13 protein-coding genes, 2 tRNA genes, 3 rRNA genes and 2 pseudogenes are annotated in these 22,235 nt (G+C 62.9%); 17 read left to right on the forward strand and 3 right to left on the reverse strand.

Annotated features, from left to right (window positions below; translation table 11 throughout):
* The first annotated feature begins 6 nt into the window (after positions 1–6).
* Both OKW41_RS09530 and OKW41_RS09535 read left to right on the forward strand, forming a co-directional pair.
* Positions 7–357 (forward strand): hypothetical protein, encoded by a 351-nt coding sequence (locus OKW41_RS09530; protein WP_429446552.1) that lies wholly within the window; start codon positions 7–9, stop codon positions 355–357.
* A 427-nt stretch (positions 358–784) separates the two neighbouring features.
* Positions 785–1,051: an RNA-binding protein gene (locus OKW41_RS09535; protein WP_429446553.1), complete on the forward strand. Its 267-nt coding sequence runs from the start codon at positions 785–787 to the stop codon at positions 1,049–1,051.
* Positions 1,052–1,162: 111 nt separating this feature from the next.
* Here OKW41_RS09535 and nadE read toward each other — a convergent pair whose 3' ends face one another.
* On the reverse strand, positions 1,163–2,023 hold the full coding sequence (gene nadE / locus OKW41_RS09540; protein ID WP_429572301.1) for an ammonia-dependent NAD(+) synthetase: 861 nt from the start codon (positions 2,021–2,023) through the stop codon (positions 1,163–1,165).
* Positions 2,024–2,472: 449 nt separating this feature from the next.
* Between nadE and OKW41_RS09545 the strand changes: the two are divergent.
* Positions 2,473–3,403 (forward strand): annotated as a pseudogene (locus OKW41_RS09545) (L,D-transpeptidase).
* Positions 3,404–3,439: 36 nt separating this feature from the next.
* Here the strand turns inward: OKW41_RS09545 and OKW41_RS09550 are convergent.
* Entirely contained in the window at positions 3,440–4,309 is an 870-nt protein-coding gene (locus OKW41_RS09550) for a DMT family transporter (RefSeq protein ID WP_429573376.1), read from the reverse strand.
* Between the two features lie 87 nt (positions 4,310–4,396).
* A complete protein-coding gene (locus OKW41_RS09555) occupies positions 4,397–5,953 on the reverse strand; it encodes an ABC1 kinase family protein (RefSeq protein WP_429572302.1) in 1,557 nt (518 codons plus the stop codon).
* A gap of 295 nt (positions 5,954–6,248) precedes the next feature.
* Between OKW41_RS09555 and OKW41_RS09560 the strand changes: the two genes are divergently transcribed.
* From OKW41_RS09560 to rrf, 14 genes and pseudogenes are all read left to right on the forward strand, one after another.
* Positions 6,249–7,004 carry a DeoR/GlpR family DNA-binding transcription regulator gene (locus tag OKW41_RS09560; RefSeq protein ID WP_184068108.1) on the forward strand — a complete coding sequence of 252 codons (756 nt, stop codon included), beginning with the start codon at positions 6,249–6,251 and terminating at the stop codon, positions 7,002–7,004.
* A 508-nt stretch (positions 7,005–7,512) separates the two neighbouring features.
* Positions 7,513–8,604 (forward strand): 2-aminoethylphosphonate ABC transporter substrate-binding protein, encoded by a 1,092-nt coding sequence (gene phnS, locus OKW41_RS09565; protein WP_429446560.1) that lies wholly within the window; start codon positions 7,513–7,515, stop codon positions 8,602–8,604.
* Between the two features lie 73 nt (positions 8,605–8,677).
* On the forward strand, positions 8,678–9,778 hold the full coding sequence (phnT, locus tag OKW41_RS09570) for a 2-aminoethylphosphonate ABC transport system ATP-binding subunit PhnT (RefSeq protein WP_429572303.1): 1,101 nt from the start codon (positions 8,678–8,680) through the stop codon (positions 9,776–9,778).
* Positions 9,756–10,718, forward strand: a complete 963-nt coding sequence (locus OKW41_RS09575) for a 2-aminoethylphosphonate ABC transporter permease subunit (RefSeq protein ID WP_184068117.1) — start codon at positions 9,756–9,758, stop codon at positions 10,716–10,718. The genes phnT and OKW41_RS09575 overlap by 23 nt, the downstream gene beginning before the upstream one ends.
* Positions 10,708–11,571 (forward strand): 2-aminoethylphosphonate ABC transport system, membrane component PhnV, encoded by an 864-nt coding sequence (gene phnV / locus OKW41_RS09580; RefSeq protein ID WP_429572304.1) that lies wholly within the window; start codon positions 10,708–10,710, stop codon positions 11,569–11,571. Before OKW41_RS09575 ends, phnV begins: the two co-directional genes overlap by 11 nt.
* Before the next feature lie 105 nt (positions 11,572–11,676).
* The gene (locus OKW41_RS09585; RefSeq protein ID WP_429572305.1) at positions 11,677–12,432 is read left to right on the forward strand and encodes a phosphonate utilization associated transcriptional regulator; all 756 of its coding nucleotides are present in this window, start codon (positions 11,677–11,679) and stop codon (positions 12,430–12,432) included.
* A gap of 106 nt (positions 12,433–12,538) precedes the next feature.
* Complete coding sequence (gene phnA, locus OKW41_RS09590) at positions 12,539–13,819, forward strand: phosphonoacetate hydrolase (RefSeq protein ID WP_429573377.1); 1,281 nt, start codon at positions 12,539–12,541, stop codon at positions 13,817–13,819.
* Positions 13,816–15,267 (forward strand): annotated as a pseudogene (gene phnY / locus OKW41_RS09595) (phosphonoacetaldehyde dehydrogenase). Before phnA ends, phnY begins: the two are co-directional and overlap by 4 nt.
* 3 nt (positions 15,268–15,270) lie before the next feature.
* Positions 15,271–15,831, forward strand: a complete 561-nt coding sequence (locus OKW41_RS09600) for a phosphonate degradation HD-domain oxygenase (protein ID WP_187630374.1) — start codon at positions 15,271–15,273, stop codon at positions 15,829–15,831.
* Positions 15,832–16,333: 502 nt separating this feature from the next.
* Positions 16,334–17,864 (forward strand): 16S ribosomal RNA (locus OKW41_RS09605).
* Positions 17,865–17,943: 79 nt separating this feature from the next.
* A tRNA-Ile gene (locus tag OKW41_RS09610) sits at positions 17,944–18,020 on the forward strand.
* Positions 18,021–18,073: 53 nt separating this feature from the next.
* Positions 18,074–18,149, forward strand: a tRNA-Ala gene (locus OKW41_RS09615).
* A gap of 366 nt (positions 18,150–18,515) precedes the next feature.
* A 23S ribosomal RNA gene (locus tag OKW41_RS09620) occupies positions 18,516–21,397 on the forward strand.
* A gap of 252 nt (positions 21,398–21,649) precedes the next feature.
* Positions 21,650–21,763 (forward strand): 5S ribosomal RNA (gene rrf / locus OKW41_RS09625).
* The 16S, 23S and 5S rRNA genes sit together here with 2 tRNA genes alongside, the layout of an rRNA operon.
* Positions 21,764–22,235: the final 472 nt, after the last annotated feature.

Genomic DNA, 22,235 nt, shown 5'->3' on the forward strand with positions numbered 1-22,235 from the left:
AACACGATGACCCATTCCCGTCTCGCCGCCGTCGCGCTGACGATCGGCTGCCTGAGCGGCAGCGCCGCCGCGATTGCCGTCGCGCCCGCGCATTGCGCGCGCGCCAATGAGCTCGAGATTCGCGGCGACGTGCCCGCGGCGCTCAGCTTTGACGTGTATCGGCAACTGCGCCCGCTGGATGCGCAGCGAATCGCGCTGTTCGAGGCCGCTGGCGAAGTGAAGCGTCTGCCCGACGGCCTGCCGGTATGCCAGATCGCCGATGACGGCGTCGAGGATCCTTCCGCGGTGCTGGTCCGTCTGCCGCAAGGTAAGAATGCGTGGTGGGTGAGCGCGGCGAACGTGCAAGCGGCGGACTGATCGGCGCGATCAGTCCGCCTTTGCCCACGTCCCCCGCACGATGCTTTCGACGATAGGTCTGCGTGCCGGGCCGGGGCTGGCCTGGCATGCAAGGTGCCGAGGCAGCCGATATTTTCCCAGGATTGGCGCGACTGATTCAGGTACAGTGCATCGACGGGGACGTTTCGCCATTGCCTACGACACTGCGTCACAGTGTGTTCGCTGTCGAAGCGGGCTATCCTGACAACAGGATGCAATTCGCACAGGAGATTTGAACGATGGCCTTCTACTTGTCATGGCTCGCTATGGGGTTGGCCGGCGCGACCGGCGTGGTCGCACTTCGCGCACTCGGCGCGACTCAGACGAAGCAGCGTGCCGCGCTGCGACCGGTGCGTATCGCAAGCGCTGACCGACGGACGGGCCGCCAGGCGCGGCGAGGGTAGGCCACATGAACCTGACCGTGCGCAATATCGCCGAATCGTGCAGCGAGCAGGACGTGCGGGAATTTCTGAAGCGCGAACTCGGCCACTACGCAAAACACGTCGAGGTGGTGGACGCCGGCAAGCCCAGCGCCTACGCGACGGTCGAACTCGACGCGAGCGTGCCGTATGTCGGCGACGTGATCGCGCGGCAGATTCACGGCAAGCACCTGGGTGGCCAGCCGCTCGAAGCGAGCGCCGATCTGTTCAGCGACGAACCGCCGCCCGAGCAGTAAGCGCCGCGGATGGTGCAGTAAGCTCTATTGTTTTCGAAGGCGGTGGACAGGCGCGACGACGCGCGCATGTCCACCGCCTTTATTCTTTTGAGAGCGCCGTTCGCGGGCGCATCATTGCCCATCCGGCGACGTCGGCCAATCGAACGGCGTATACGGCAGCGCCCGCTTGTGACGCGTCGCGTTGTAAAACTGCAGGACCACGTCACGCACAGTATCGCTGACCGGCTTGCCTTCGAGAAAATCGTCGATCGCGTCGTATGGGATGCCATACGCGTCTTCGTCGGGACGAAGCGGCCGCAGCATCTCGAGGTCGGCGGTCGGCACCTTATGCGCCAACGCGTCGGGCGCGCCGAGCGTGTTCGCGACCGCACGCACGCGGCGCTTGCTGAGCCCGGCGAGCGGCAGCACGTCGGCGCCGCCGTCGCCGAACTTCGTGAAAAAGCCCATCACCGATTCGGCCGCGTGGTCCGTTCCGATCACGACGCCCGAGCGCGCGCCAGCCACCGCGTATTGCGCGATCATCCGCTGGCGCGCCTTGATATTGCCGTGCACGAAATCCCGCTGGGATTCGTCCTTGAACGACACGCCGCTTTTATCGAGCGACTCGAGCATCGCATCGGCTGCGGGTTTGATATCGATAGTCAGATTTTCGTCGGCGCGAATGAAGCGTAATGCATCGAGCGCATCCGCTTCATCGCGTTGTTTGCCGTAAGGCAGACGGACGGCGACGAAACTCGCGTCATAATGGTTCGCCCGCAAACGCTCGACTGCGAGTTGCGCGAGACGCCCGGCCGTAGTCGAATCGACGCCGCCGCTAATGCCGAGCACATAAGTTCTCAGGTGGCTGTTGCGCAGATAGTTCGCCAGAAAATCGACCCGGCGCTCGATTTCGCGGCTTGAGTCGAATTCGGCGGCGACGTGCATTTCGGTCGCGATGCGGGCCTGGCGCGCGGCTGGATCGGATTGAGCCATGATCGTTGTCGTCCTCGCGAGAGAAAAAGCGATTGAAGTGGCTTGAAACAGATTGCAAGCAGGTTGAAAAACGGCGTGAGTATCGGCACGTGCCGCCGTCTTCGGTCTACCTTTCGTCGAACGAAATCGTATATGCCTTTTGGGGTTTGATTTTCCGATGACCGATTTAATTGCGTATTAATTGCGTTTTCGCTGGCATGTCGATTGTCGAAAAATAGCCGATCATTTTTGAAGAGTTCGCAGGTTAGAAGGTATTTTCATCGACACGCCTCGCTTCGCTGAGTAACATCGGTCGTGCCGAACGCCGCAGGGACCCGGCGTGCGATCAATAATAATCATGTTTGCTCCAAGACGCGATGAGATACCCAGATCGGCCTGGCCAGCCTGGATTGAACCGCCTGAGGATTTGCGCGTGGGTTTGCGCAGCCGTCGTCTCGAGTGCCGGTGCGATGGCGGCGCCCGGTAGCGCTCAGTCGCCTGCATCCGCGACATCAGCGGCGCATACGCTGAATCTGGCCAATTCGGCCAACGCATGGAATGGCGCGAGGCCGGCCGTTGCCCACGATCGACGCCGCCACCATCGCCGCGCCCGACGCGGCTGGCGTCGTCGATCCGCGCCGCGCGTTCCTGCTGCGCGACGTATTCGCGCGGGACGTGACGCGCCGGCTCAGACTGCCCGTCGCGGAGCAGCGCGCGTACGCCGACCGTCTGGAGACGGCGCTCAATGAGAACGAGCTTGGCAATCTGTCGGGCGAGTACGTGGTGCTCGTCGATCGCAATGCGAACGTGCAGGCGCTCCTGATTTACTTCCGCCCGGCGCCCGCCGACAACTGGCAGATGATCGGCGCATCGCCGGTATCCACGGGACGGCCCGGCGAGTACGATCACTTCATCACGCCGCTCGGCGTGTTCGAACATATGCCCGACAACATGGATTTCCGCTCCGAGGGCACGCAGAATGAAAACCATATTCGCGGCTACGGACGGCGCGATATGCGCATCTTCGACCTCGGCTGGGCGCAGGGTGAACGCGGCTGGGGCAAGGGCGGCATGTCGCAGATGCGTTTTCAGATGCACGCGACCGACCCCGAGCGGCTCGAATCGCTGCTCGGCATTCGTCATTCGAAGGGCTGCGTGCGGATTCCCGCATCGTTGAACACGTTTCTCGATCACTACGGGATTCTCGACGCAGGATATGCGCAGCTCGTCGATTCCGGCCAATCGCTGTGGGTGCTGAAAAGCGACCGGCAGATCATGCCGTGGGCGGGGCGTTTTATCGTCGTGGTCGATTCGCAGCGCAAGAGTCGGCCGGCGTGGTCGCCAGCACCGGGCGCGGTTGCGCGAGCGAAAATGCCCGCGCGCGCGGATACGGCCGACTGACGAGCGCTTTGTGGCAATACTGGCGCGCGGCGCCCCTCACGACCTCGCCAACAACACGCCAGTCAGCGCGACCGCAAACCCGGCGATCTGCACTGGCAGCAGCGTTTCGCCGAACCCCAGATAGCCTTCGAGCGCGGCAAGCGGCGGCGCAAGAAACAGCAGAGCAGTCGCGCGCGCCGCATCGCCGCGCCGGACCATCCAGACGAGCAACGTGACGCTGATGCCGGACAGCATCACGATGCCCCACGCGAGCGATGCCCACAGCGTCGGCGACGCGATCCAGCGATGCTCACCGAGCGCCAGCGCCAGCACCCCCGCGACGATCGCCGCGCCGACGTTCTGCACGGCGCTCGCGCTGCGAATATCGGCCTTTGCGAGCGAGGTCTTCTGGAACAGCGTGCCCGCCGTGATCGCCCCCACTGCGACGATCGATATCAGCACGACCAGCCACGCGGGTGCGTTGCCGTGCGTGGACGGCGTCGCGGCAGCGAGTTTCGGCGCGAGCACCAGCACGACGCCGGCGAGGCCGAGCGCCATGCCGCTCCAGCCGCGCCGCGACAAGCGCTCGCCGAACAGCGGCGCGGCGACGGCGGCCGTCGCGAGCGGCTGCAGCGCGCCGAGCAGCGCCATCACGCCGGCGCTCAGACCTTGCGCGACGGCCCAGTAGCCGGCGCCGAGATAGACGCCTTGCAGCAGCGCGCCCGCGGCCAGGTGCTTGCCGAAGTCGCGTCCCGTCGGCCAGGCTGCGCGCGCGACCAGCGTGGCCAGCGCGAAGACCAGCGCGGTGCCGCTGAAGCGGGCAAGCAGAAACAGATTGGGATCGGCGTAAGGCGTGATCGCGCGGGCGACCACGAAACCGGTCGACCACAGCACGACGAAGACGGCGGCAAGAAAGGAAGCGAGCATCGAGGCGGGAGGCGTGAAAAAAGCCGCCATGTTGGCGGCACGGGCGGCGCGCGTCTTGTTCAAAGCTGCAACGCGCGCGCGGGACCGTCACCACGCGAGCAGCGTCATCCCCGCTCCGAGCACGCCGCCACAGACGACGCATGCCCACAGCAGCCAGCGCGTGCGCCGGTATTCGCGCGCGAGATCCGCGAGCAGTTGCGCGTTCTGCTGCGGGGTGCCGGTGCGATCGTGCTGCTGCAGATAGCGCACCGCCAGTTGCGGCACGCGCGGCAGCATATGCGCGAGATGCGGCAGCTCGTGTGACAGTCGCTTGAGCCAGCCGCGATGATCGAGATCTCGTCGCGCGATATCGGCGAGCACGCCGCGCGCGATGTTCCATGTATCGATGCCCGGATGCAGCGCCCGCGCGAGTATCTCCGCCTGCTGGAACGAGCGCTGCGCGGTCGCGAGCCCGCCCGGCACGTGGCCGCCGAACGGTTGCACGCCGTGCAGCAGATGGTGAAACAGCGAACCCGCCGAGCGATCCTCGGGCGCCGCCGCGAAGTGCGCTTCGGCGCGCGTGCGCAACTCGGCTTCGAGCAGCTCGGCGCGCGCGTCGTCCGGCACGTGGCCGGCCTCGCGATGCATGTCGGCGAGCCGCCCGTAGTGCTGGTCGAACAACGCGGTCGCGCCGTGCACGAAAAATTCGCGCTCGCCGCTCGACAGCGTCGCCATGATCGAGAACTCCGCGAGCACGAGGCGCCCGAGCGTGTCCGGCTCGATGCTGACGCGCACGCGGCGCGCATCGAGCGTCGCGTGGAAGAAGCCATGCTCGAATGCCTGCTCGGCGACGACCTCGACGATATGCGCGGCGAGCGGCGCCAGCTTGATGCCGTGCGCGTGCAGACCGGGCAGGTCGCTCGCGGGCAGCGTGTTGATGCGCTGCATCGTCAGCGTGTGATCGGTGCACAGCTCCCAGATCACGTCTGGCACGACGATGCGCTTGTCGCCGTCGAAATGGTGGCCGGTCTGGCTCAGATTCGCGGCTTCGGCGCGCAAGTCGAAGCGGCGCAGGATGTCGTCGGTGAAGGTTTGCGCGAGCGCGCGCAACTGCAGCCGGCGCGCGACGCGCGACAGCTTTTCGAGCCAGCGCGCGACCCAGCGCAACAGGCCGAGTTCATCGCCGATCTGCTGCAACTGCTGCGCGCGCACGAGCTTGACGGCGACTTCGTGATGACCTTTGACCGGCATCGCGAGCCGCGCGAAATGGGTCTGCTCGGCGAAGCCGCTGAGTACCGGCACGAGGTCGACCGCGCTGAACAGCTCGCCGAGCGGCCGGCCGAACGCGCGAGTCAAAGCCAGCGCGGAGTCGTCCGGCGACAGCGGCACTTCCATGTGATCGATGGCGTCCAGCGCGTCATGCAGCGTGCCGCTCGCGAGTTCGGGGCGCCTGGCGAGCGTCTGCGCGAAGCGGCTCGCGAGCGGACCGAGCGCGGGCAGCAGACCATGCAACTGCGCGCCGCTGCGCTCGGACTCATGCACGCGGCCGATCAGTTCGATCGTCCAGTGCAGCTTGTGGTCGGGCGGGGCGGCGAGCCAGATCAGGCGCGCGCCGTAACGCAGCGCATGGAACAGCAGCAGTAGACGGCGAAACAGTGGCGGCATCGGCGGTTCGGTTGACGGGCGAGGCGTTGTGCGCGGGACTCGGCCGGGCGGCGGCGTTGCGTTCGCCGCATGGCCGGCGAGTCCAGCCGTCAAGGTTAGCAGGTCGGCGCGATGGCTGGCGTGTTCGCGCGCAAGGGCGGCTCGATGCAAGCCGAGCGCGCCATGAACGCGCCCCCACGCCACCCTGAGCGCCACCTGCACGCCAGCACCAACAACGCGCAATACGCGTAATACAATACGGCGGCCTTCCTCAACCACGGCGAAACCCAAGCGTGCCGGCTTTCGGCCTTCTCAGATGCTCGCAGAACAACGTCATCAATACATCCTCGCGCAAGTCGCAAAGAACGGCGCGCTCTCGGTCGCCGAACTGGTGCGCGAACTGAACGTATCGCGCGAAACGATCCGTCGCGACCTCAACGCGCTGGCCGGCCGCGGCCTGCTCGTGACGACACACGGCGGCGCGTTGTCGAGCGATCGGCGCGAGCCCGATCTCGATACGCGCGAAGCCGAGAACGCCGGCGCGAAGCGTGCGATCGGCGAGCGCGCGGCCGAGTTCGTGCCGGACGGCGCGTCGCTGATCATCGATTCGGGCAGCACCACGCAGTCGGTCGCGCGGGCGCTGCTCGACCGGCATCGGCTGACGGTTTACACCAACGACTGGCGCATCGCGCTACTGCTCGGCCGACGCAACGACAATCGCGTGACGCTGCTCGGCGGCGAGCTGTCCGATATCGAAGACGCGACCTTCGGCCTCGACACGGTTCAGCAGCTCACGCAGTACCACGCCGATTTCGCGTTCATTGGCGCGGGCGGAATTTCGCCGGACGGCTATCTCACCGACTACAGCCGCATGGCGGCCGAAGTACGCAGCCGCATGATCGCCGCGGCCGACATGGTGGTCGTCGTCGCCGATCATTCGAAATTCGGACGCGTGACGCCGGTGCGCATCAACGGGATCGAGTCGGCGCGGTATCTGGTCACCGAACTGGCGCCCGAGCGCGCGCTAGGCACGGCGATCACCGCGCATGGTCCGGAGATTCTGATCGCCTGAGACGGCCTGGCGGGGCGGTTCCCGCCGCGTTCGTACGCCGCTCGCGCTGAGCGACATTCCGCGCCCGCCAAAATCTAAATAAAAAAAGCCATCCGCCCCCTCCGCATTTTCCCGACGCGCCGTGCATACATCGTCATTTTCGCCATGTACGATCCACACGGGATCGGCGCGCGGGGCTCTGCTTTTGGGTGGCGCGACGAATTCCATCGGTTGGCGCGAGTTGGCAATTTGTGTCTTTTTTTGGAATTCAGCACAATCGTCATGGCCCTGTCATCGAAACCTGTGATTCTTGCCGTGCCCGCTCAGGCGCGGCAGGCAGCGCGGGTGTGGTAGGGGGCTGTCAGTCAGGCTGGGCGAGAAGCGGCAAAGTTGTCGGCAATCTGCAATCCACGACAGACCGGCGCGGCAACCGCAGCGGGCAACACGCCAGCGGCGCGTGCCGCCGTTCAATCACTACAGGTATGGGTTATCCCGACCGTCTGGTTTTTAGCCTTTCGGAGAGAGCGACATGAAAAAGACGAATTCCCTTCACGCTGCGGCCGGCCTCGCGCGCAAACTGCTGCCGGCGCTGGTCGCCGCGGCCGCGTTCGGCGGTGCCGCGATGCAGGCTCATGCGGCCGACGCCGTCGTGCTGTACACGGCCGACGGCCTCGAAAATCTGTACAAGGATGTGCTGCCGGCCTTCGAAAAGAAGGAGGGCGTGAAGGTCAATATCGTCACGGCGGGTAGCGGCGAAGTCGTGAATCGCGCGACCATCGAGAAGGATCAGCCGAAGGCCGACGTGCTCGTCACCCTGCCGCCGTTCATTCAGCAGGCCGACCAGAGCGGCCTGCTGCAGGCGTACCAGAGCGCCAACTACAAGAACGTGCCGGCCATCGCGAAGGCGCCGAACGGCGCGTGGGCGACCTTCGTGAACAACTACTTCTCGTTCGCGATCAACCCCGAAGTCACGAAAACCGAGCCGAAGACGTTCGCGGACCTGCTGCACCCGGACTTCACCGGGAAGGTCGCGTATTCGAATCCGGCGACCGCCGGCGACGGCATGGCGGTGATCATCCTGACCTCGTCGCTGATGGGCGAAGACCAGGCGTTCGACTATCTGAAGAAGCTCGAGCAGAGCGCCAAGTTCCACACCAAGGGCACGGGCTATCTCGACGTGCTGCTGTCGCGTAACGAGATCGCGGTCGCCAACGGCGATCTGCAGATGGATCTCGACGACGCGGCCAACGGCGGCCTGTCGCTGAAACCGGTGTTCCTCGCCGCCACGCCCGGCGGTCAGCCGACCACGTTCCAGCTGCCGTACGCGATCGCGCTGATCAAGAACGGTCCGAACCAGGCCGAGGGCAAGAAGCTGATCGACTATCTGATGTCGACGCAAGTGCAGTCGAGGGTGCCGGACATCTTCGGCATTCCGGGTCGCAGCGACGTGCCGCTCGCCGGCAAGAACGGCGAAGCGGTCAAGCAGGCGATCAGCGGCGTCAAGCTGATTCCGGTCGACTGGAACCACGTGATGGCGAAGAAGGCCGATTGGACCGCGCGCTGGAAGAGCGACGTGATCGGTTCGTCGGGCAAAGAGACCGAAGTGGTCAAGCCGAAGTAAGTCGATTCAGGCGGCGCTTCGCGCGTAATGCGCGGCGCCGCATCAGCATTGATCCTGTTGGAGGACGACTCCGGTGAATACGGCCAGTCTCGCTCACCCCACTGCGCCTGGCGCTCCGCTGGATGCGCTCGGCGCCGCGCGTTCGGACGCGCCGGGCGGCGTGCAGATCGATCACCTGACGGTGCGCTTCGGCGCGCGCACGGTGCTCGACGATCTGTCGTTGACCATCCGGCGCGGCGAGTTGCTCACCGTGCTCGGCCGCAGCGGCTGCGGCAAGACGACCTTGCTGCGCTTCATCGCGGGCTTCATCGAGGCCGACGGTCTGGCCGGCACGCTGACGGTGGCCGGCCGCGATCTGACGCACATGCCGCCGCACAAGCGCAACCTCGGACTGCTATTCCAGAGCTACGCGCTGTTTCCGCATCTGACGGTATTCGAGAACGTCGCGTTCGGGTTGCGCGCGCGGCGTATTCCGGCGCGCGACGTCGCGCGCCGCGTCGCCGAGGTGCTGAAGCTCGTGCAGCTCGGCGATGCCGGTCACGTGATGCCCGCGCAACTGTCGGGCGGCATGCAGCAGCGCGTGGCGCTCGCCCGCGCGCTCGTGATCGAGCCCGACGTGCTGCTGCTCGACGAACCGCTGTCCGCGCTCGATGCCAATCTGCGCGCGTCGGTGCGCTCCGAACTGAAGGCGCTGCATGAACGCCTGCCGAATCTGACGATCGTCTGCGTGACGCACGATCAGGACGACGCGCTCGTGCTGTCCGACCGCACGCTGCTGATGCGCGATGGCCATATCGCGCAGCTCGGCACGCCGCAGCAGCTGTACGACTCGCCGGCCGACGGCTTCGTCGCGCGCTACCTCGGCGCGGCCAATCTGCTGCCGCCACAGGTCGCGTTCGGCATGGACGACGCGCGCTACAACGAGCGCGAACGTGTCGCGTGTCTGCGTCCGGAGACGCTGCGCATCGTGCCGCTCGGAGAGGGGCAGTTGCACGGCGCGATCGCGTCGGTCGAGTGGTACGGCGCGGCCTTGTCGGTATCGGTCGTGCTCGATGCGCTGCCGAACGACCCCGTGCTCGTCACGATGCAGCGTGGTCTCGGCATGACGCCGGAGAAGGGCGCGCGCGTTTCCCTGCGTTACGAGGCTGGCGATGTCGTCGTTATCAAGCCCTGATACGTCCAACCCACTCGACCTTGCCGCGCAAGCCGAGGTCGAAGCCGCCGCCGCGCGCCGTCTCGCGAGCGCGGCGGCGCACGCGGCCGCCGTCAAGCGGCGCGAGCGCCTCGCGCAATGGCATCTGCTGTTCATTGCAGTCGTGGTGCTCGGACCGCTCGTCATCTATCCGCTGGTGCGGCTCGTGATGCTGAGTCTGACCGGCGCGCATGGCCTGTCTGGCCACGCGTACGTAACGTTCTTCGGTAACCCCGAAACGCGCGGCGTGATCGGCACCACGCTCGGCATCCTGTTCGCGAGCGCGAGCCTGGCGTCGCTGCTCGGCGTGGCGCTCGCGTCGCTGCTGTTCTTCAAGCCGTTTCCGGGCGCGCGCATGGTCACGCGCTTTCTCGAACTGTTCGTCGCGTTCCCGTCGTTTCTGGTCGCGTTCACGCTGATCTTTCTGTACGGCTCGCAAGGCTCGGTCAGCATCGGGCTGCAGCGGCTGTTCAATCTGCAGGCGCCGCCGCTCGATTTTCTGTTCGGCATCGGCGGCGTGATTCTCGCGGAAGTCGTGTTCTATACGCCGTTCGTCGTGCGTCCGACGTTGGCATCGTTCGCGCTGCTCGACCAGCGACTGATCGAAGCCGCGCGCAGCCTCGGCGCGAACGGCCTGATGGTCGCGTTCAAGGTGATCCTGCCGCTCGCGTGGCCGGGCATCGCGGCCGGCACGATCCTGTGTTTTCTGCTGACGCTCAACGAGTTCGGCATTCTGCTGGTGCTCGGCAGCGCCCATCTGATCACGCTGCCGGTCGCGATCTACAGCGCCGCCACCGTCGATCTCGATCTGCCGACCGCGGCCGCCGGCGCGGTCGTGATGCTGCTGATGTCGTTGTCGTTGTACGCGTTGTACCGGCGTGTCAATCGTCGCAAGGTGAAAGGAGCCGGTCATGGCCGTTGAACTCGATCCGACCGTGCTGCCGGTCATGCACAAGAAGGGCCGGCCGGTGCGGCGCAGCCTCGCGGTGCGACTGCTCGGCGGTCTGTTCCTCGGCTTTGCCGCGCTGCTGTGCTTCTGGCTGTTCGTGCTGCCGGTGTTGGTCGTCGCGCTATCGAGCGTCGCGTCGCACTGGTCCGGCACGATCCTGCCCGACGGCTTCAGCATGCGCTGGTTCGAGCGCCTCGGTTCGAGCGACTTCGACGCGCTGACCACCAGCCTCGAAGTCGGCATGGGCGTCGCGGTGCTCGGCACGATCCTCGGTTTGTGGCTCGCGCTCGCGCTCGAAGGACGCGACCGGCGCGGCCTCGGCGCCGTCATCGACACGATCGCGATGATGCCCAACGGCGTGCCGAGCGTCGTGCTCGGCCTCGCGGTGCTGATCGCGTATCACAAACGGCCGCTCGATCTGTCGAGCTCGGCGGCGATCGTGGTGTTCGTGCAGCTCGCGCTGGTACTGCCGTTCTGCTACCGCTGCGCGGCCGCCGCGCTGCGCCCGGAGCTGACCGTGTTGCGCGAAGCGGCCGCGAGCCTCGGAGCGCCGCCGTCGATGGTGCTGCGCCGCGTCGTGTTGCCGCAACTGGTGCCGGCGATACGCGCGAGTCTCGCGCTCGGCTTTGCGCTGTCGCTCGGCGAACTCGGCGCGACGCTGACCGTATATCCGCCAGGCTTCGCGACGGTGCCGATCGTCGTCGTCGGGCAGGTGGAACGCGGCTATTACCTGCCGGCTTCCGCGCTGTCGCTGATTTTGCTGCTGGTCTCGCTGGTCGCTCTGCTGCTGATCGCGGCGCGCGCTCCGCGGCGCCGGATCGACTGAGCCGACTGAGCCGACTGAGCCGAGTGATCGGCGAGCGATTTCGTTGATCTGAAGCACGCGCGCGAACCGGTGAGCATCGATGCAGATGTGGCAAAAGTTGTCCAAATGACCGAATATATGCACTCTGCTTCCCTCGATCCGATCGAGGTCCTGCGCCGCCATTCGCTGACGACGCTGGTGCGCGACGAGATCGAGCGGCATATCGTCGGCGGCATGCTGGCGCCGGGCGACAAGCTCAACGAAGCCGACTGGGCGGCGCGATTGCAGGTGTCGCGCGGGCCGGTGCGGGAGGCGTTTCGCGCGCTAGAGCAGGCGGGTCTGGTGCGCACCGAGAAGAATCGCGGCGTGTTCGTGCGGACGGTGTCGCTCGCGGAGGCGGACGAGATTTACGCGGTGCGCGCGGTGCTCGAAGAGGGGGCGTGCCGGATGCTCGCGTCGAACATCGATGCGGGCAAGCTCGCGGTGCTGCGCGACTGGGTCGACGCGATGCGCGCGGCGCTCGCGTCGCACGATCACGATGCGTATGCGCGCGCGAACGTCGCGTTTCACGATGCGCTGGTCGCGGCGGCGGGCAACACGAAGTTGTACGACACGTATCGCAGGCTCGTCAGCGAGCTGAGCCTGTTTCGGCGTGCGGCGCTAGTCGTGCAGGCCGACGCGATGGCGCGCTCGCTCGCCGAGCATCGCGCGATTCTGACAGCGCTCGCGTCGCGCGATGCGGAGCAGGCCGCGCAGTTGATGCGCGCGCATGTGCAGGGCGGGTTGCAGCGCGCGCATGCGGCCTGCGAGGCGGCGGGCGATGCGGCGCACGAGCAGCGCCTCCCGGCAGGCGCGGGTGCGGCCGGCTCGCGCGGGCGATGACGGCGCGGCGATGAAGCCGAGGCAAGCGCACCGGCAAACGCCGCGGCAGCTTCGCCCCACGAACAGACAGCCCGGCGATGAAGCCTTTGCAATGACAACCCCGGCAATGGAAAACCACGCGATGACACACCCCGAGCAACGCACGATCGAAGTCAACGGCCGGAGCTACCGGCTGCCTTCACAACCGACGGTCGTCGTCTGTGTCGACGGCTGCGAGTTTGCGTACCTGGAAGCGGCGGTCGCGGCCGGCGTCGCGCCGTTTATCGGTTCGATGCTCGAGGGCGGCGCGGCGTTTCGCGGCGACTGCGTGATCCCGTCGTTCACGAACCCGAACAACCTGTCGATCGTGACCGGCGTATTGCCGTCCGTGCACGGCATCTGCGGCAACTACTTCTGGGACACCCACGCGAACGACGGCACGGGCGCGGCGGTGATGATGAACGATCCCGCCTACCTACGCGCGCCCACGCTGCTCGCGGCCGCCGCCGACGCGGGCGCCGCGGTCGCCGTCGTCACCGCGAAGGACAAACTGCGCGGGCTGCTCGGCTCGCAGTTGAAGGGCACCTGCTTTTCGGCGGAGAAAGCTGACGAGGTGACGCGCGAGGAAAACGGCATCGACGACGTGCTCGATCTGGTTGGCCTGCCATTGCCCGACGTGTATAGCGCGGGGTTGTCGGAATTCGTGTTCGCGGCCTGCGTGCGGCTCGCGCAGACACGCAAGCTCGACCTCATGTATCTGTCGACGACCGACTATATCCAGCACAAATGGGCGCCCGGCACCGAAGGCGCGAACGCGTTCTACGCGATGATGGACGGCTATCTCGCGAAGCTCGACGCGCTCGGCTGGGTGATCGGCCTCACCGCCGATCACGGCATGAACGCGAAGCACGATCCGCAGACCGGCGAGCCGAACGTGATCTATCTGCAGGACTTGCTCGACGACTGGCTCGACGCGTCGACGGCGCGCGTGATTCTGCCGATCACCGATCCGTACGTCGTGCATCATGGCGCGCTGGGTTCGTTCGCGACGGTCTATTTGCCGCGCGAGGTCGATGCTGCGTCCGTGATTGCGCGGATCGGCCGCCTGCCGGGAATCGAAGTCGTGCTCGATCGACGCGCCGCGTGTGTGCGCTTCGGGCTGCCTGAGGATCGCATCGGCGATCTGGTCGTGATCGGCACGAAGCATGTGGTGCTCGGCACGCGGCGCGACGAGCACGACCTGTCCGGGCTCACCGTGCCGTTGCGCTCGCACGGTGGGATTTCCGAGCAGGAAGTGCCACTGCTGTTCAACCGGCGCGTCCAGCCATCAGCCACCGGCAGCGAAGGCAAACGGCTGCGCAATTTCGATATCTTCGACGTCGCGCTCAATCGCGTGTCGACATCGTGAACACGGCGCCGCGGGACCATCCTGAGTTCCGCGCCGAAGCGCTGCGGCTGAGCGGCGAGCGCGCGACGCGCGCCTGGACGCTCGACGTGTTCGATCCTTAGACCGGCATGCGCGTCGGCACGGTGCCCCTCGCCAGCATCGACGATGTGCGCGCCGCGTTCGACTACGCGCTCGCGTATCGGCCGACGCTGTCGCGCTACGAGCGTTCGCAGATTCTCGAGCGCGCGGCGGTGCTGCTGCGTGAGCGGATCGAACCGGCGTCGGATCTGATTTCGCTCGAGTCGGGTCTGTCGAAGCAGGACTCGCGCTACGAGATCGGCCGCGTCGCCGACGTGTTCCGCTTTGCCTCGTTCGAGGCGTTGCGCGACGACGGTCAGAGTTTCTCGTGCGATCTGACGCCGCATGGCAAAAGGCGTCGCGTGTTCTCGCAGCGCGAGCCGCTCGCGGGCGTGATCGTCGCGATCACGCCGTTCAATCATCCGATGAACCAGGTCGCGCACAAGGTCGCGCCGGCCATCGCGACGAATAATCGCGTGGTGCTGAAGCCGTCGGAGAAGGTGTCGCTGTCGGCGCTTTATCTGGCCGATCTGCTGTATGAAGCGGGGCTGCCCGCGCCGATGCTGCAGGTGCTGACCGGCGATCCACGCGAGATCGCCGACGAGCTGGTTACGCACGCGTCGGTCGAACTCGTTACGTTTACGGGCGGTGTTGCAGTCGGGAAATACATTGCGACGAAGGTCGGATATAGACGCGTCGTGCTCGAGCTGGGCGGCAACGACCCGCTGATCGTGCTCGACGATGCGGACCTCGAGCGCGCGGCGACGCTTGCGGTGCAAGGCTCGTACAAGAACTCGGGGCAGCGCTGCACGGCGGTCAAGCGGATGCTCGTGCAACACGGCGTCGCGGCGGAATTCACGGAGCTGGTCGTCGAAAAGACGCGCGAGTGGACGTTCGGCGATCCGTTCGATGCGTCGAATCAGATGGGCACCGTGATCGACGCCGCCGCCGCGCAGCTGTTCGAGGCGCGCGTTAATGAGGCGGTGGCCGCGGGCGCGCGCCTGCGCCTCGGCAACGAGCGCCGCGGCGCGTTGTATGCGCCGACCGTGCTCGACAACGTCGATCCGTCGATGACGCTCGTGCGCGAGGAAACCTTCGGGCCGGTGTCGCCGGTCATCGCGTTCGACACGCTCGACGATGCGATTCGCATCAGCAACGGAACACCGTTCGGGCTGTCGTCGGGCGTGTGTACGAACCGGCAGGACGCGATCACGCGTTTCATTAATGAGCTGCGCGTGGGCACCGTCAACGTGTGGGAAGTGCCAGGCTATCGGATCGAGCTGACGCCGTTCGGCGGCATCAAGGATTCGGGGCTAGGCTACAAGGAAGGCGTTCAGGAAGCGATGAAGAGCTTTACCAATCTGAAGACGTTTTCATTACCTTGGGAGTAACAGGTGGCATTGAGTCTCGACGATATCCGTGTGCTCTTCGAGCGACACGGCAGCCTCGCGTATAGCGGCGAGCCGGTGACGCAGCTCGAGCACGCGTTGCAGAGCGGCGCGCTCGCCGAGGCGGAAGGCGCGAGCGACGAACTCGTCGCCGCGGCGTTCTTGCACGACCTCGGCCATCTGCTGAACCTGCAAGGGGAGACGCCGACGGAACGGGGTGTCGACGATCTGCATCAGTATTTCGCCTTGCCGTTTTTGCGGCCGGTGTTGTCGGATGCGGTGCTGGAGCCGATTCGTCTGCACGTCGACGCGAAGCGCTGCCTGTGCGCGATCGACGCTACCTATTTGGGCCAGCTGTCCGCCGACTCGGTGCGCAGCTTGCAATTGCAGGGCGGGGTCTTCAGCAGGGAAGAGGCGCAGGCGTTTATGCAGAAACCGTACGCCGAAGACGCGATGCGTTTGCGCCGATGGGACGATCGCGCGAAAGAGAAGGATCGCGCGACGCCGGGGATCGACCATTATCTGGCCGTGGTCGAACGGGCGATGCGCGCGCATGCGACTGCGTGAGTCGAGGTGTTTTGGGTCGCGATAGGTTGCGCGCCGAGCGGTCAAAATATCGCTTGCAAGTCCCGATGTCGGCGACTAGAATTCCGCTCTTTCGCGCTCCGGACGCCGGGGTGCGGAGAAGCGGGAAGCCTTTGAGGGCGAGGGCTTCAGCGGCGTGGGCAGGTTAAGCGAGTGATAAAAACCTGTTGACGATCCGACGGAAGTTCTCCATAATTTCGCTTCTCTGCTGCAGACGCAGCGACGCAAACGAAGCAGTGCCGGGTAGTGGTGGTTCAGGCGCGGCGGGTCTGGCGGACCGATCTTTAAAAACTAACAGTCGATAAGTGTGGGCGCTTGATGCGGAATGCGGCGGCGGATTCTGTGGAATCTGCTGTCAGGCAGAAGTATCAGAAGCCTCACACAGTATTGGAGGAAGGTTTGTCTGTCGGAAGACGGATCAATCATCGTCAGTACGTTGAGTGAGCGACCGGGTTCGAGAGAGCCCGAAAACAGTAACAGGTTTGAACTGAAGAGTTTGATCCTGGCTCAGATTGAACGCTGGCGGCATGCCTTACACATGCAAGTCGAACGGCAGCACGGACTTCGGTCTGGTGGCGAGTGGCGAACGGGTGAGTAATACATCGGAACGTGTCCTGGAGTGGGGGATAGCCCGGCGAAAGCCGGATTAATACCGCATACGCTCGGGAGAGGAAAGCGGGGGATCGCAAGACCTCGCGCTCAAGGGGCGGCCGATGGCAGATTAGGTAGTTGGTGGGGTAAAGGCCTACCAAGCCGACGATCTGTAGCTGGTCTGAGAGGACGACCAGCCACACTGGGACTGAGACACGGCCCAGACTCCTACGGGAGGCAGCAGTGGGGAATTTTGGACAATGGGCGCAAGCCTGATCCAGCAATGCCGCGTGTGTGAAGAAGGCCTTCGGGTTGTAAAGCACTTTTGTCCGGAAAGAAAACCTCGTGGCTAATATCCGTGAGGGATGACGGTACCGGAAGAATAAGCACCGGCTAACTACGTGCCAGCAGCCGCGGTAATACGTAGGGTGCGAGCGTTAATCGGAATTACTGGGCGTAAAGCGTGCGCAGGCGGTGCTGTAAGACCGATGTGAAATCCCCGGGCTTAACCTGGGAACTGCATTGGTGACTGCAGCGCTGGAGTATGGCAGAGGGGGGTGGAATTCCACGTGTAGCAGTGAAATGCGTAGAGATGTGGAGGAACACCGATGGCGAAGGCAGCCCCCTGGGCCAATACTGACGCTCATGCACGAAAGCGTGGGGAGCAAACAGGATTAGATACCCTGGTAGTCCACGCCCTAAACGATGTCAACTGGTTGTCGGGCCTTCATTGGCTTGGTAACGTAGCTAACGCGTGAAGTTGACCGCCTGGGGAGTACGGTCGCAAGATTAAAACTCAAAGGAATTGACGGGGACCCGCACAAGCGGTGGATGATGTGGATTAATTCGATGCAACGCGAAAAACCTTACCTACCCTTGACATGTATGGAATCCTGCCGAGAGGCGGGAGTGCCCGAAAGGGAGCCGTAACACAGGTGCTGCATGGCTGTCGTCAGCTCGTGTCGTGAGATGTTGGGTTAAGTCCCGCAACGAGCGCAACCCTTGTCCCTAGTTGCTACGCAAGAGCACTCCAGGGAGACTGCCGGTGACAAACCGGAGGAAGGTGGGGATGACGTCAAGTCCTCATGGCCCTTATGGGTAGGGCTTCACACGTCATACAATGGTCGGAACAGAGGGTTGCCAAGCCGCGAGGTGGAGCCAATCCCGGAAAACCGATCGTAGTCCGGATCGCACTCTGCAACTCGGGTGCGTGAAGCTGGAATCGCTAGTAATCGCGGATCAGCATGCCGCGGTGAATACGTTCCCGGGTCTTGTACACACCGCCCGTCACACCATGGGAGTGGGTTTTACCAGAAGTGGCTAGTCTAACCGCAAGGAGGACGGTCACCACGGTAGGATTCATGACTGGGGTGAAGTCGTAACAAGGTAGCCGTATCGGAAGGTGCGGCTGGATCACCTCCTTTCCAGAGCTGTGCATTCACTGCACTCAAGTGCTCACGCTTATCGGCTGTGGTTAATGGAAGCAACGCAGACAGACATCAGGGGTCTGTAGCTCAGCCGGTTAGAGCACCGTCTTGATAAGGCGGGGGTCGATGGTTCGAATCCATCCAGACCCACCACGGTCTTGTCTGGTGAGCTGAAGGGCTGGGGCCGCTGGAATATCTGTGGGACTGGGGGATTAGCTCAGCTGGGAGAGCACCTGCTTTGCAAGCAGGGGGTCGTCGGTTCGATCCCGTCATCCTCCACCAATCCTCAATGCGCAGGGTTCTGCCTGAAGGCAGAGCGTTGCGCATTGGCGATTGAGCCAGTCAGGGCGGTATGAGGCACAGGCTTCATACCGGCTGCCGTTCTTTAACAATCAGGAAGAAGTAGTAAAGAGATTCACGAAAGCATACCTGGAGATGGGTGTGTGAGTAGGTGAATCAGGGTTGTGATTGTATCGATGTATTTTAAAGGTGATCGAAAGATTGCCTTGGAATACGGCGCAACACGAATACTCAACCTGTAACGGAACGTGAATGGTCGACTCCTTCGGGAACCTGTCCCCTCCGGGGATGGGACCAGAGTAAGCGCTAAAGCGCTAACACTGGTCGACAGAGACACACCCGTTATAGGGTCAAGCGAACAAGTGCATGTGGTGGATGCCTTGGCGATCACAGGCGATGAAGGACGCGGTAGCCTGCGAAAAGCTCCGGGGAGCTGGCAAACGAGCATTGATCCGGAGATGTCCGAATGGGGAAACCCACTCCTAATGGAGTATCCGTAGCTGAATCCATAGGCTGCGTGAGGCGAACGCGGTGAACTGAAACATCTAAGTAACCGCAGGAAAAGAAATCAACCGAGATTCCCAGAGTAGTGGCGAGCGAAATGGGATCAGCCTGTACACGTTATCTGTATTGTTAGTCGAACGCTCTGGAAAGTGCGGCCATAGCAGGTGATAGCCCTGTAGACGAAAACAGCATGGAAGAACTGGGTGTACGAGAAGTAGGGCGGGACACGTGAAATCCTGTCTGAAGATGGGGGGACCATCCTCCAAGGCTAAATACTCGTGATCGACCGATAGTGAACCAGTACCGTGAGGGAAAGGCGAAAAGAACCCCGGGAGGGGAGTGAAACAGATCCTGAAACCGCATGCATACAAACAGTCGGAGCCTCTGCGAAGGGGTGACGGCGTACCTTTTGTATAATGGGTCAGCGACTTACATTCAGTGGCGAGCTTAACCGATTAGGGCAGGCGTAGCGAAAGCGAGTCCGAACAGGGCGTCCAGTCGCTGGGTGTAGACCCGAAACCAGGTGATCTATCCATGGCCAGGTTGAAGGCACGGTAACACGTGCTGGAGGACCGAACCCACTAACGTTGAAAAGTTAGGGGATGAGCTGTGGATAGGGGTGAAAGGCTAAACAAACCTGGAAATAGCTGGTTCTCTCCGAAAACTATTTAGGTAGTGCCTCGTGTATCACCTTCGGGGGTAGAGCACTGTCATGGTTGTGGGGTCCATTGCGGATTACTACGCCATAGCAAACTCCGAATACCGAAGAGTGCAATCACGGGAGACAGACATCGGGTGCTAACGTCCGGTGTCAAGAGGGAAACAACCCAGACCGCCAGCTAAGGTCCCCAAATATGGCTAAGTGGGAAACGAAGTGGGAAGGCTAAAACAGTCAGGAGGTTGGCTTAGAAGCAGCCACCCTTTAAAGAAAGCGTAATAGCTCACTGATCGAGTCGTCCTGCGCGGAAGATGTAACGGGGCTAAGCCATATACCGAAGCTGCGGATGCACAGCAATGTGCATGGTAGGAGAGCGTTCCGTAAGCCTGCGAAGGTGCACTGGAAAGTGTGCTGGAGGTATCGGAAGTGCGAATGCTGACATGAGTAGCGATAAAGGGGGTGAAAGGCCCCCTCGCCGTAAGCCCAAGGTTTCCTACGCAACGTTCATCGGCGTAGGGTGAGTCGGCCCCTAAGGCGAGGCAGAAATGCGTAGCTGATGGGAAGCAGATTAATATTTCTGCACCATTGTGAAATGCGATGGGGGGACGGATCGCGGAAGGTTGTCCGGGTGTTGGAAGTCCCGGTCCTTGCATTGGAGAAGGCGCTTTGGCAAATCCGGGCGCGGAATTCAAGGGTGCGAGGCGAGTCGCTCAGGCGACGAAGCAACTGGAAGGGGTTCCAGGAAAAGCCTCTAAGCTTCAGTTTCACAGTGACCGTACCGCAAACCGACACAGGTGGGCGAGATGAGTATTCTAAGGCGCTTGAGAGAACTCGGGAGAAGGAACTCGGCAAATTGGTACCGTAACTTCGGGATAAGGTACGCCCTCATAGCCTGACTGGCCTGCGCCAGAAGGGTGAAAGGGTTGCAATAAACTGGTGGCTGCGACTGTTTAATAAAAACACAGCACTCTGCAAACACGAAAGTGGACGTATAGGGTGTGACGCCTGCCCGGTGCCGGAAGATTAAATGATGGGGTGCAAGCTCCTGATTGAAGTCCCGGTAAACGGCGGCCGTAACTATAACGGTCCTAAGGTAGCGAAATTCCTTGTCGGGTAAGTTCCGACCTGCACGAATGGCGTAACGATGGCCACACTGTCTCCTCCCGAGACTCAGCGAAGTTGAAGTGTTTGTGATGATGCAATCTCCCCGCGGCTAGACGGAAAGACCCCATGAACCTTTACTGTAGCTTTGCATTGGACTTTGAACCGGTCTGTGTAGGATAGGTGGGAGGCTATGAAGCGTGGACGCCAGTCTGCGTGGAGCCGTCCTTGAAATACCACCCTGATCTGTTTGAGGTTCTAACCTTGGCCCGTGATCCGGGTCGGGGACAGTGCATGGTAGGCAGTTTGACTGGGGCGGTCTCCTCCCAAAGTGTAACGGAGGAGTACGAAGGTACGCTAGGTACGGTCGGAAATCGTGCTGATAGTGCAATGGCATAAGCGTGCTTGACTGTGAGACTGACAAGTCGAACAGGTGCGAAAGCAGGTCATAGTGATCCGGTGGTTCTGTATGGAAGGGCCATCGCTCAACGGATAAAAGGTACTCTGGGGATAACAGGCTGATACCGCCCAAGAGTTCATATCGACGGCGGTGTTTGGCACCTCGATGTCGGCTCATCTCATCCTGGGGCTGTAGCCGGTCCCAAGGGTATGGCTGTTCGCCATTTAAAGAGGTACGTGAGCTGGGTTTAAAACGTCGTGAGACAGTTTGGTCCCTATCTGCCGTGGGCGCTGGATATTTGAAGGGGGCTGCTCCTAGTACGAGAGGACCGGAGTGGACGAACCTCTGGTGTACCGGTTGTCACGCCAGTGGCATCGCCGGGTAGCTATGTTCGGAAGAGATAACCGCTGAAAGCATCTAAGCGGGAAACTCGCCTTAAGATGAGATATCCCCGGGGCTTCGAGCCCCTTGAAGGGTCGTTCAAGACCAGGACGTTGATAGGTCAGGTGTGCACGTACAGTAATGTACTGAGCTAACTGATACTAATTGCCCGTAAGGCTTGATCCTATAACCGGTGTGTTTTGCGGTCAGCGTGAGCGCTTCAGCTGTCGGCCGGAGTTAGTGCTTCAGCACTTACTCCGGGCCCATGCAAAGCGCTTACCCGGACCCCACCCCCGAAGGGGGCAGGAACACGCACACGGTTGAGATCGGTGTTGTGCCAGAAACAACACAACCCCCACCCGAATCCTTTACGCTTCTTCCCGATTGGCTGTGGCGCAACCGGTTGACTCCAACCCTGCGACGCAGCAACCCGTCATGCCTGATGACCATAGCGAGTCGGTCCCACCCCTTCCCATCCCGAACAGGACCGTGAAACGACTCCACGCCGATGATAGTGCGGATTGCCCGTGTGAAAGTAGGTAATCGTCAGGCTCCTCCCCAGTCAGAAACCCCACCCGCCGCGGTGGGGTTTTTGCGTTTACACGGCCCAAATCAACAGCAACATGCTCGACCGAGCACGAACAATAAGCGTGGCCGGACGCCGTTGCCAGCCACTGCCAAAAGTAGCCTGTTGATCGACGCTTTTTTGCGCATACGACCTGCGCACAAACAAGCGTCTAGCTCGTCCCGAGCGCTGCTCGGTGGCGTTCCCGCGCTCAACGCTAGCCTCCCGCACGTATCTAAGGTGAAGTTGACCCAGAAAAACGGACATCTATCCTTTGGAGAAGGAGGTGCCGATTATGGGCAAGCATCGTACCCCGTACAGAGGTGGCCTCGCTTGTTCGGACAGGTTCTCGATATTTTTAAGTGGAACGTCCGGGGCAGTCATGCTGCCAATTTGATCGCAGGCAGCGTCGCGAAGTATGCCTCATCCGGCGTGCGGTCTTCCAGACTCGAATGAGGC

Origin of the sequence: Paraburkholderia sp. UCT70, assembly GCF_050434085.1 — a bacterium.
Classification (GTDB): Bacteria; Pseudomonadota; Gammaproteobacteria; order Burkholderiales; family Burkholderiaceae; genus Paraburkholderia; species Paraburkholderia tuberum.

Coding starts and splice junctions, on each gene's coding strand:
- OKW41_RS09560 (WP_184068108.1), top strand. CDS start 6,249: ATGCTCGCAGAACAACGTCATCAATACATCCTCGCGCAAGTCGCAAAG.
- phnA (WP_429573377.1), top strand. CDS start 12,539: ATGGAAAACCACGCGATGACACACCCCGAGCAACGCACGATCGAAGTC.
- phnV (WP_429572304.1), top strand. CDS start 10,708: ATGGCCGTTGAACTCGATCCGACCGTGCTGCCGGTCATGCACAAGAAG.
- OKW41_RS09555 (WP_429572302.1), bottom strand. CDS start 5,953: ATGCCGCCACTGTTTCGCCGTCTACTGCTGCTGTTCCATGCGCTGCGT.
- OKW41_RS09575 (WP_184068117.1), top strand. CDS start 9,756: ATGTCGTCGTTATCAAGCCCTGATACGTCCAACCCACTCGACCTTGCC.
- nadE (WP_429572301.1), bottom strand. CDS start 2,023: ATGGCTCAATCCGATCCAGCCGCGCGCCAGGCCCGCATCGCGACCGAA.
- phnS (WP_429446560.1), top strand. CDS start 7,513: ATGAAAAAGACGAATTCCCTTCACGCTGCGGCCGGCCTCGCGCGCAAA.
- OKW41_RS09535 (WP_429446553.1), top strand. CDS start 785: ATGAACCTGACCGTGCGCAATATCGCCGAATCGTGCAGCGAGCAGGAC.
- OKW41_RS09530 (WP_429446552.1), top strand. CDS start 7: ATGACCCATTCCCGTCTCGCCGCCGTCGCGCTGACGATCGGCTGCCTG.
- OKW41_RS09585 (WP_429572305.1), top strand. CDS start 11,677: ATGACCGAATATATGCACTCTGCTTCCCTCGATCCGATCGAGGTCCTG.
- OKW41_RS09550 (WP_429573376.1), bottom strand. CDS start 4,309: ATGCTCGCTTCCTTTCTTGCCGCCGTCTTCGTCGTGCTGTGGTCGACC.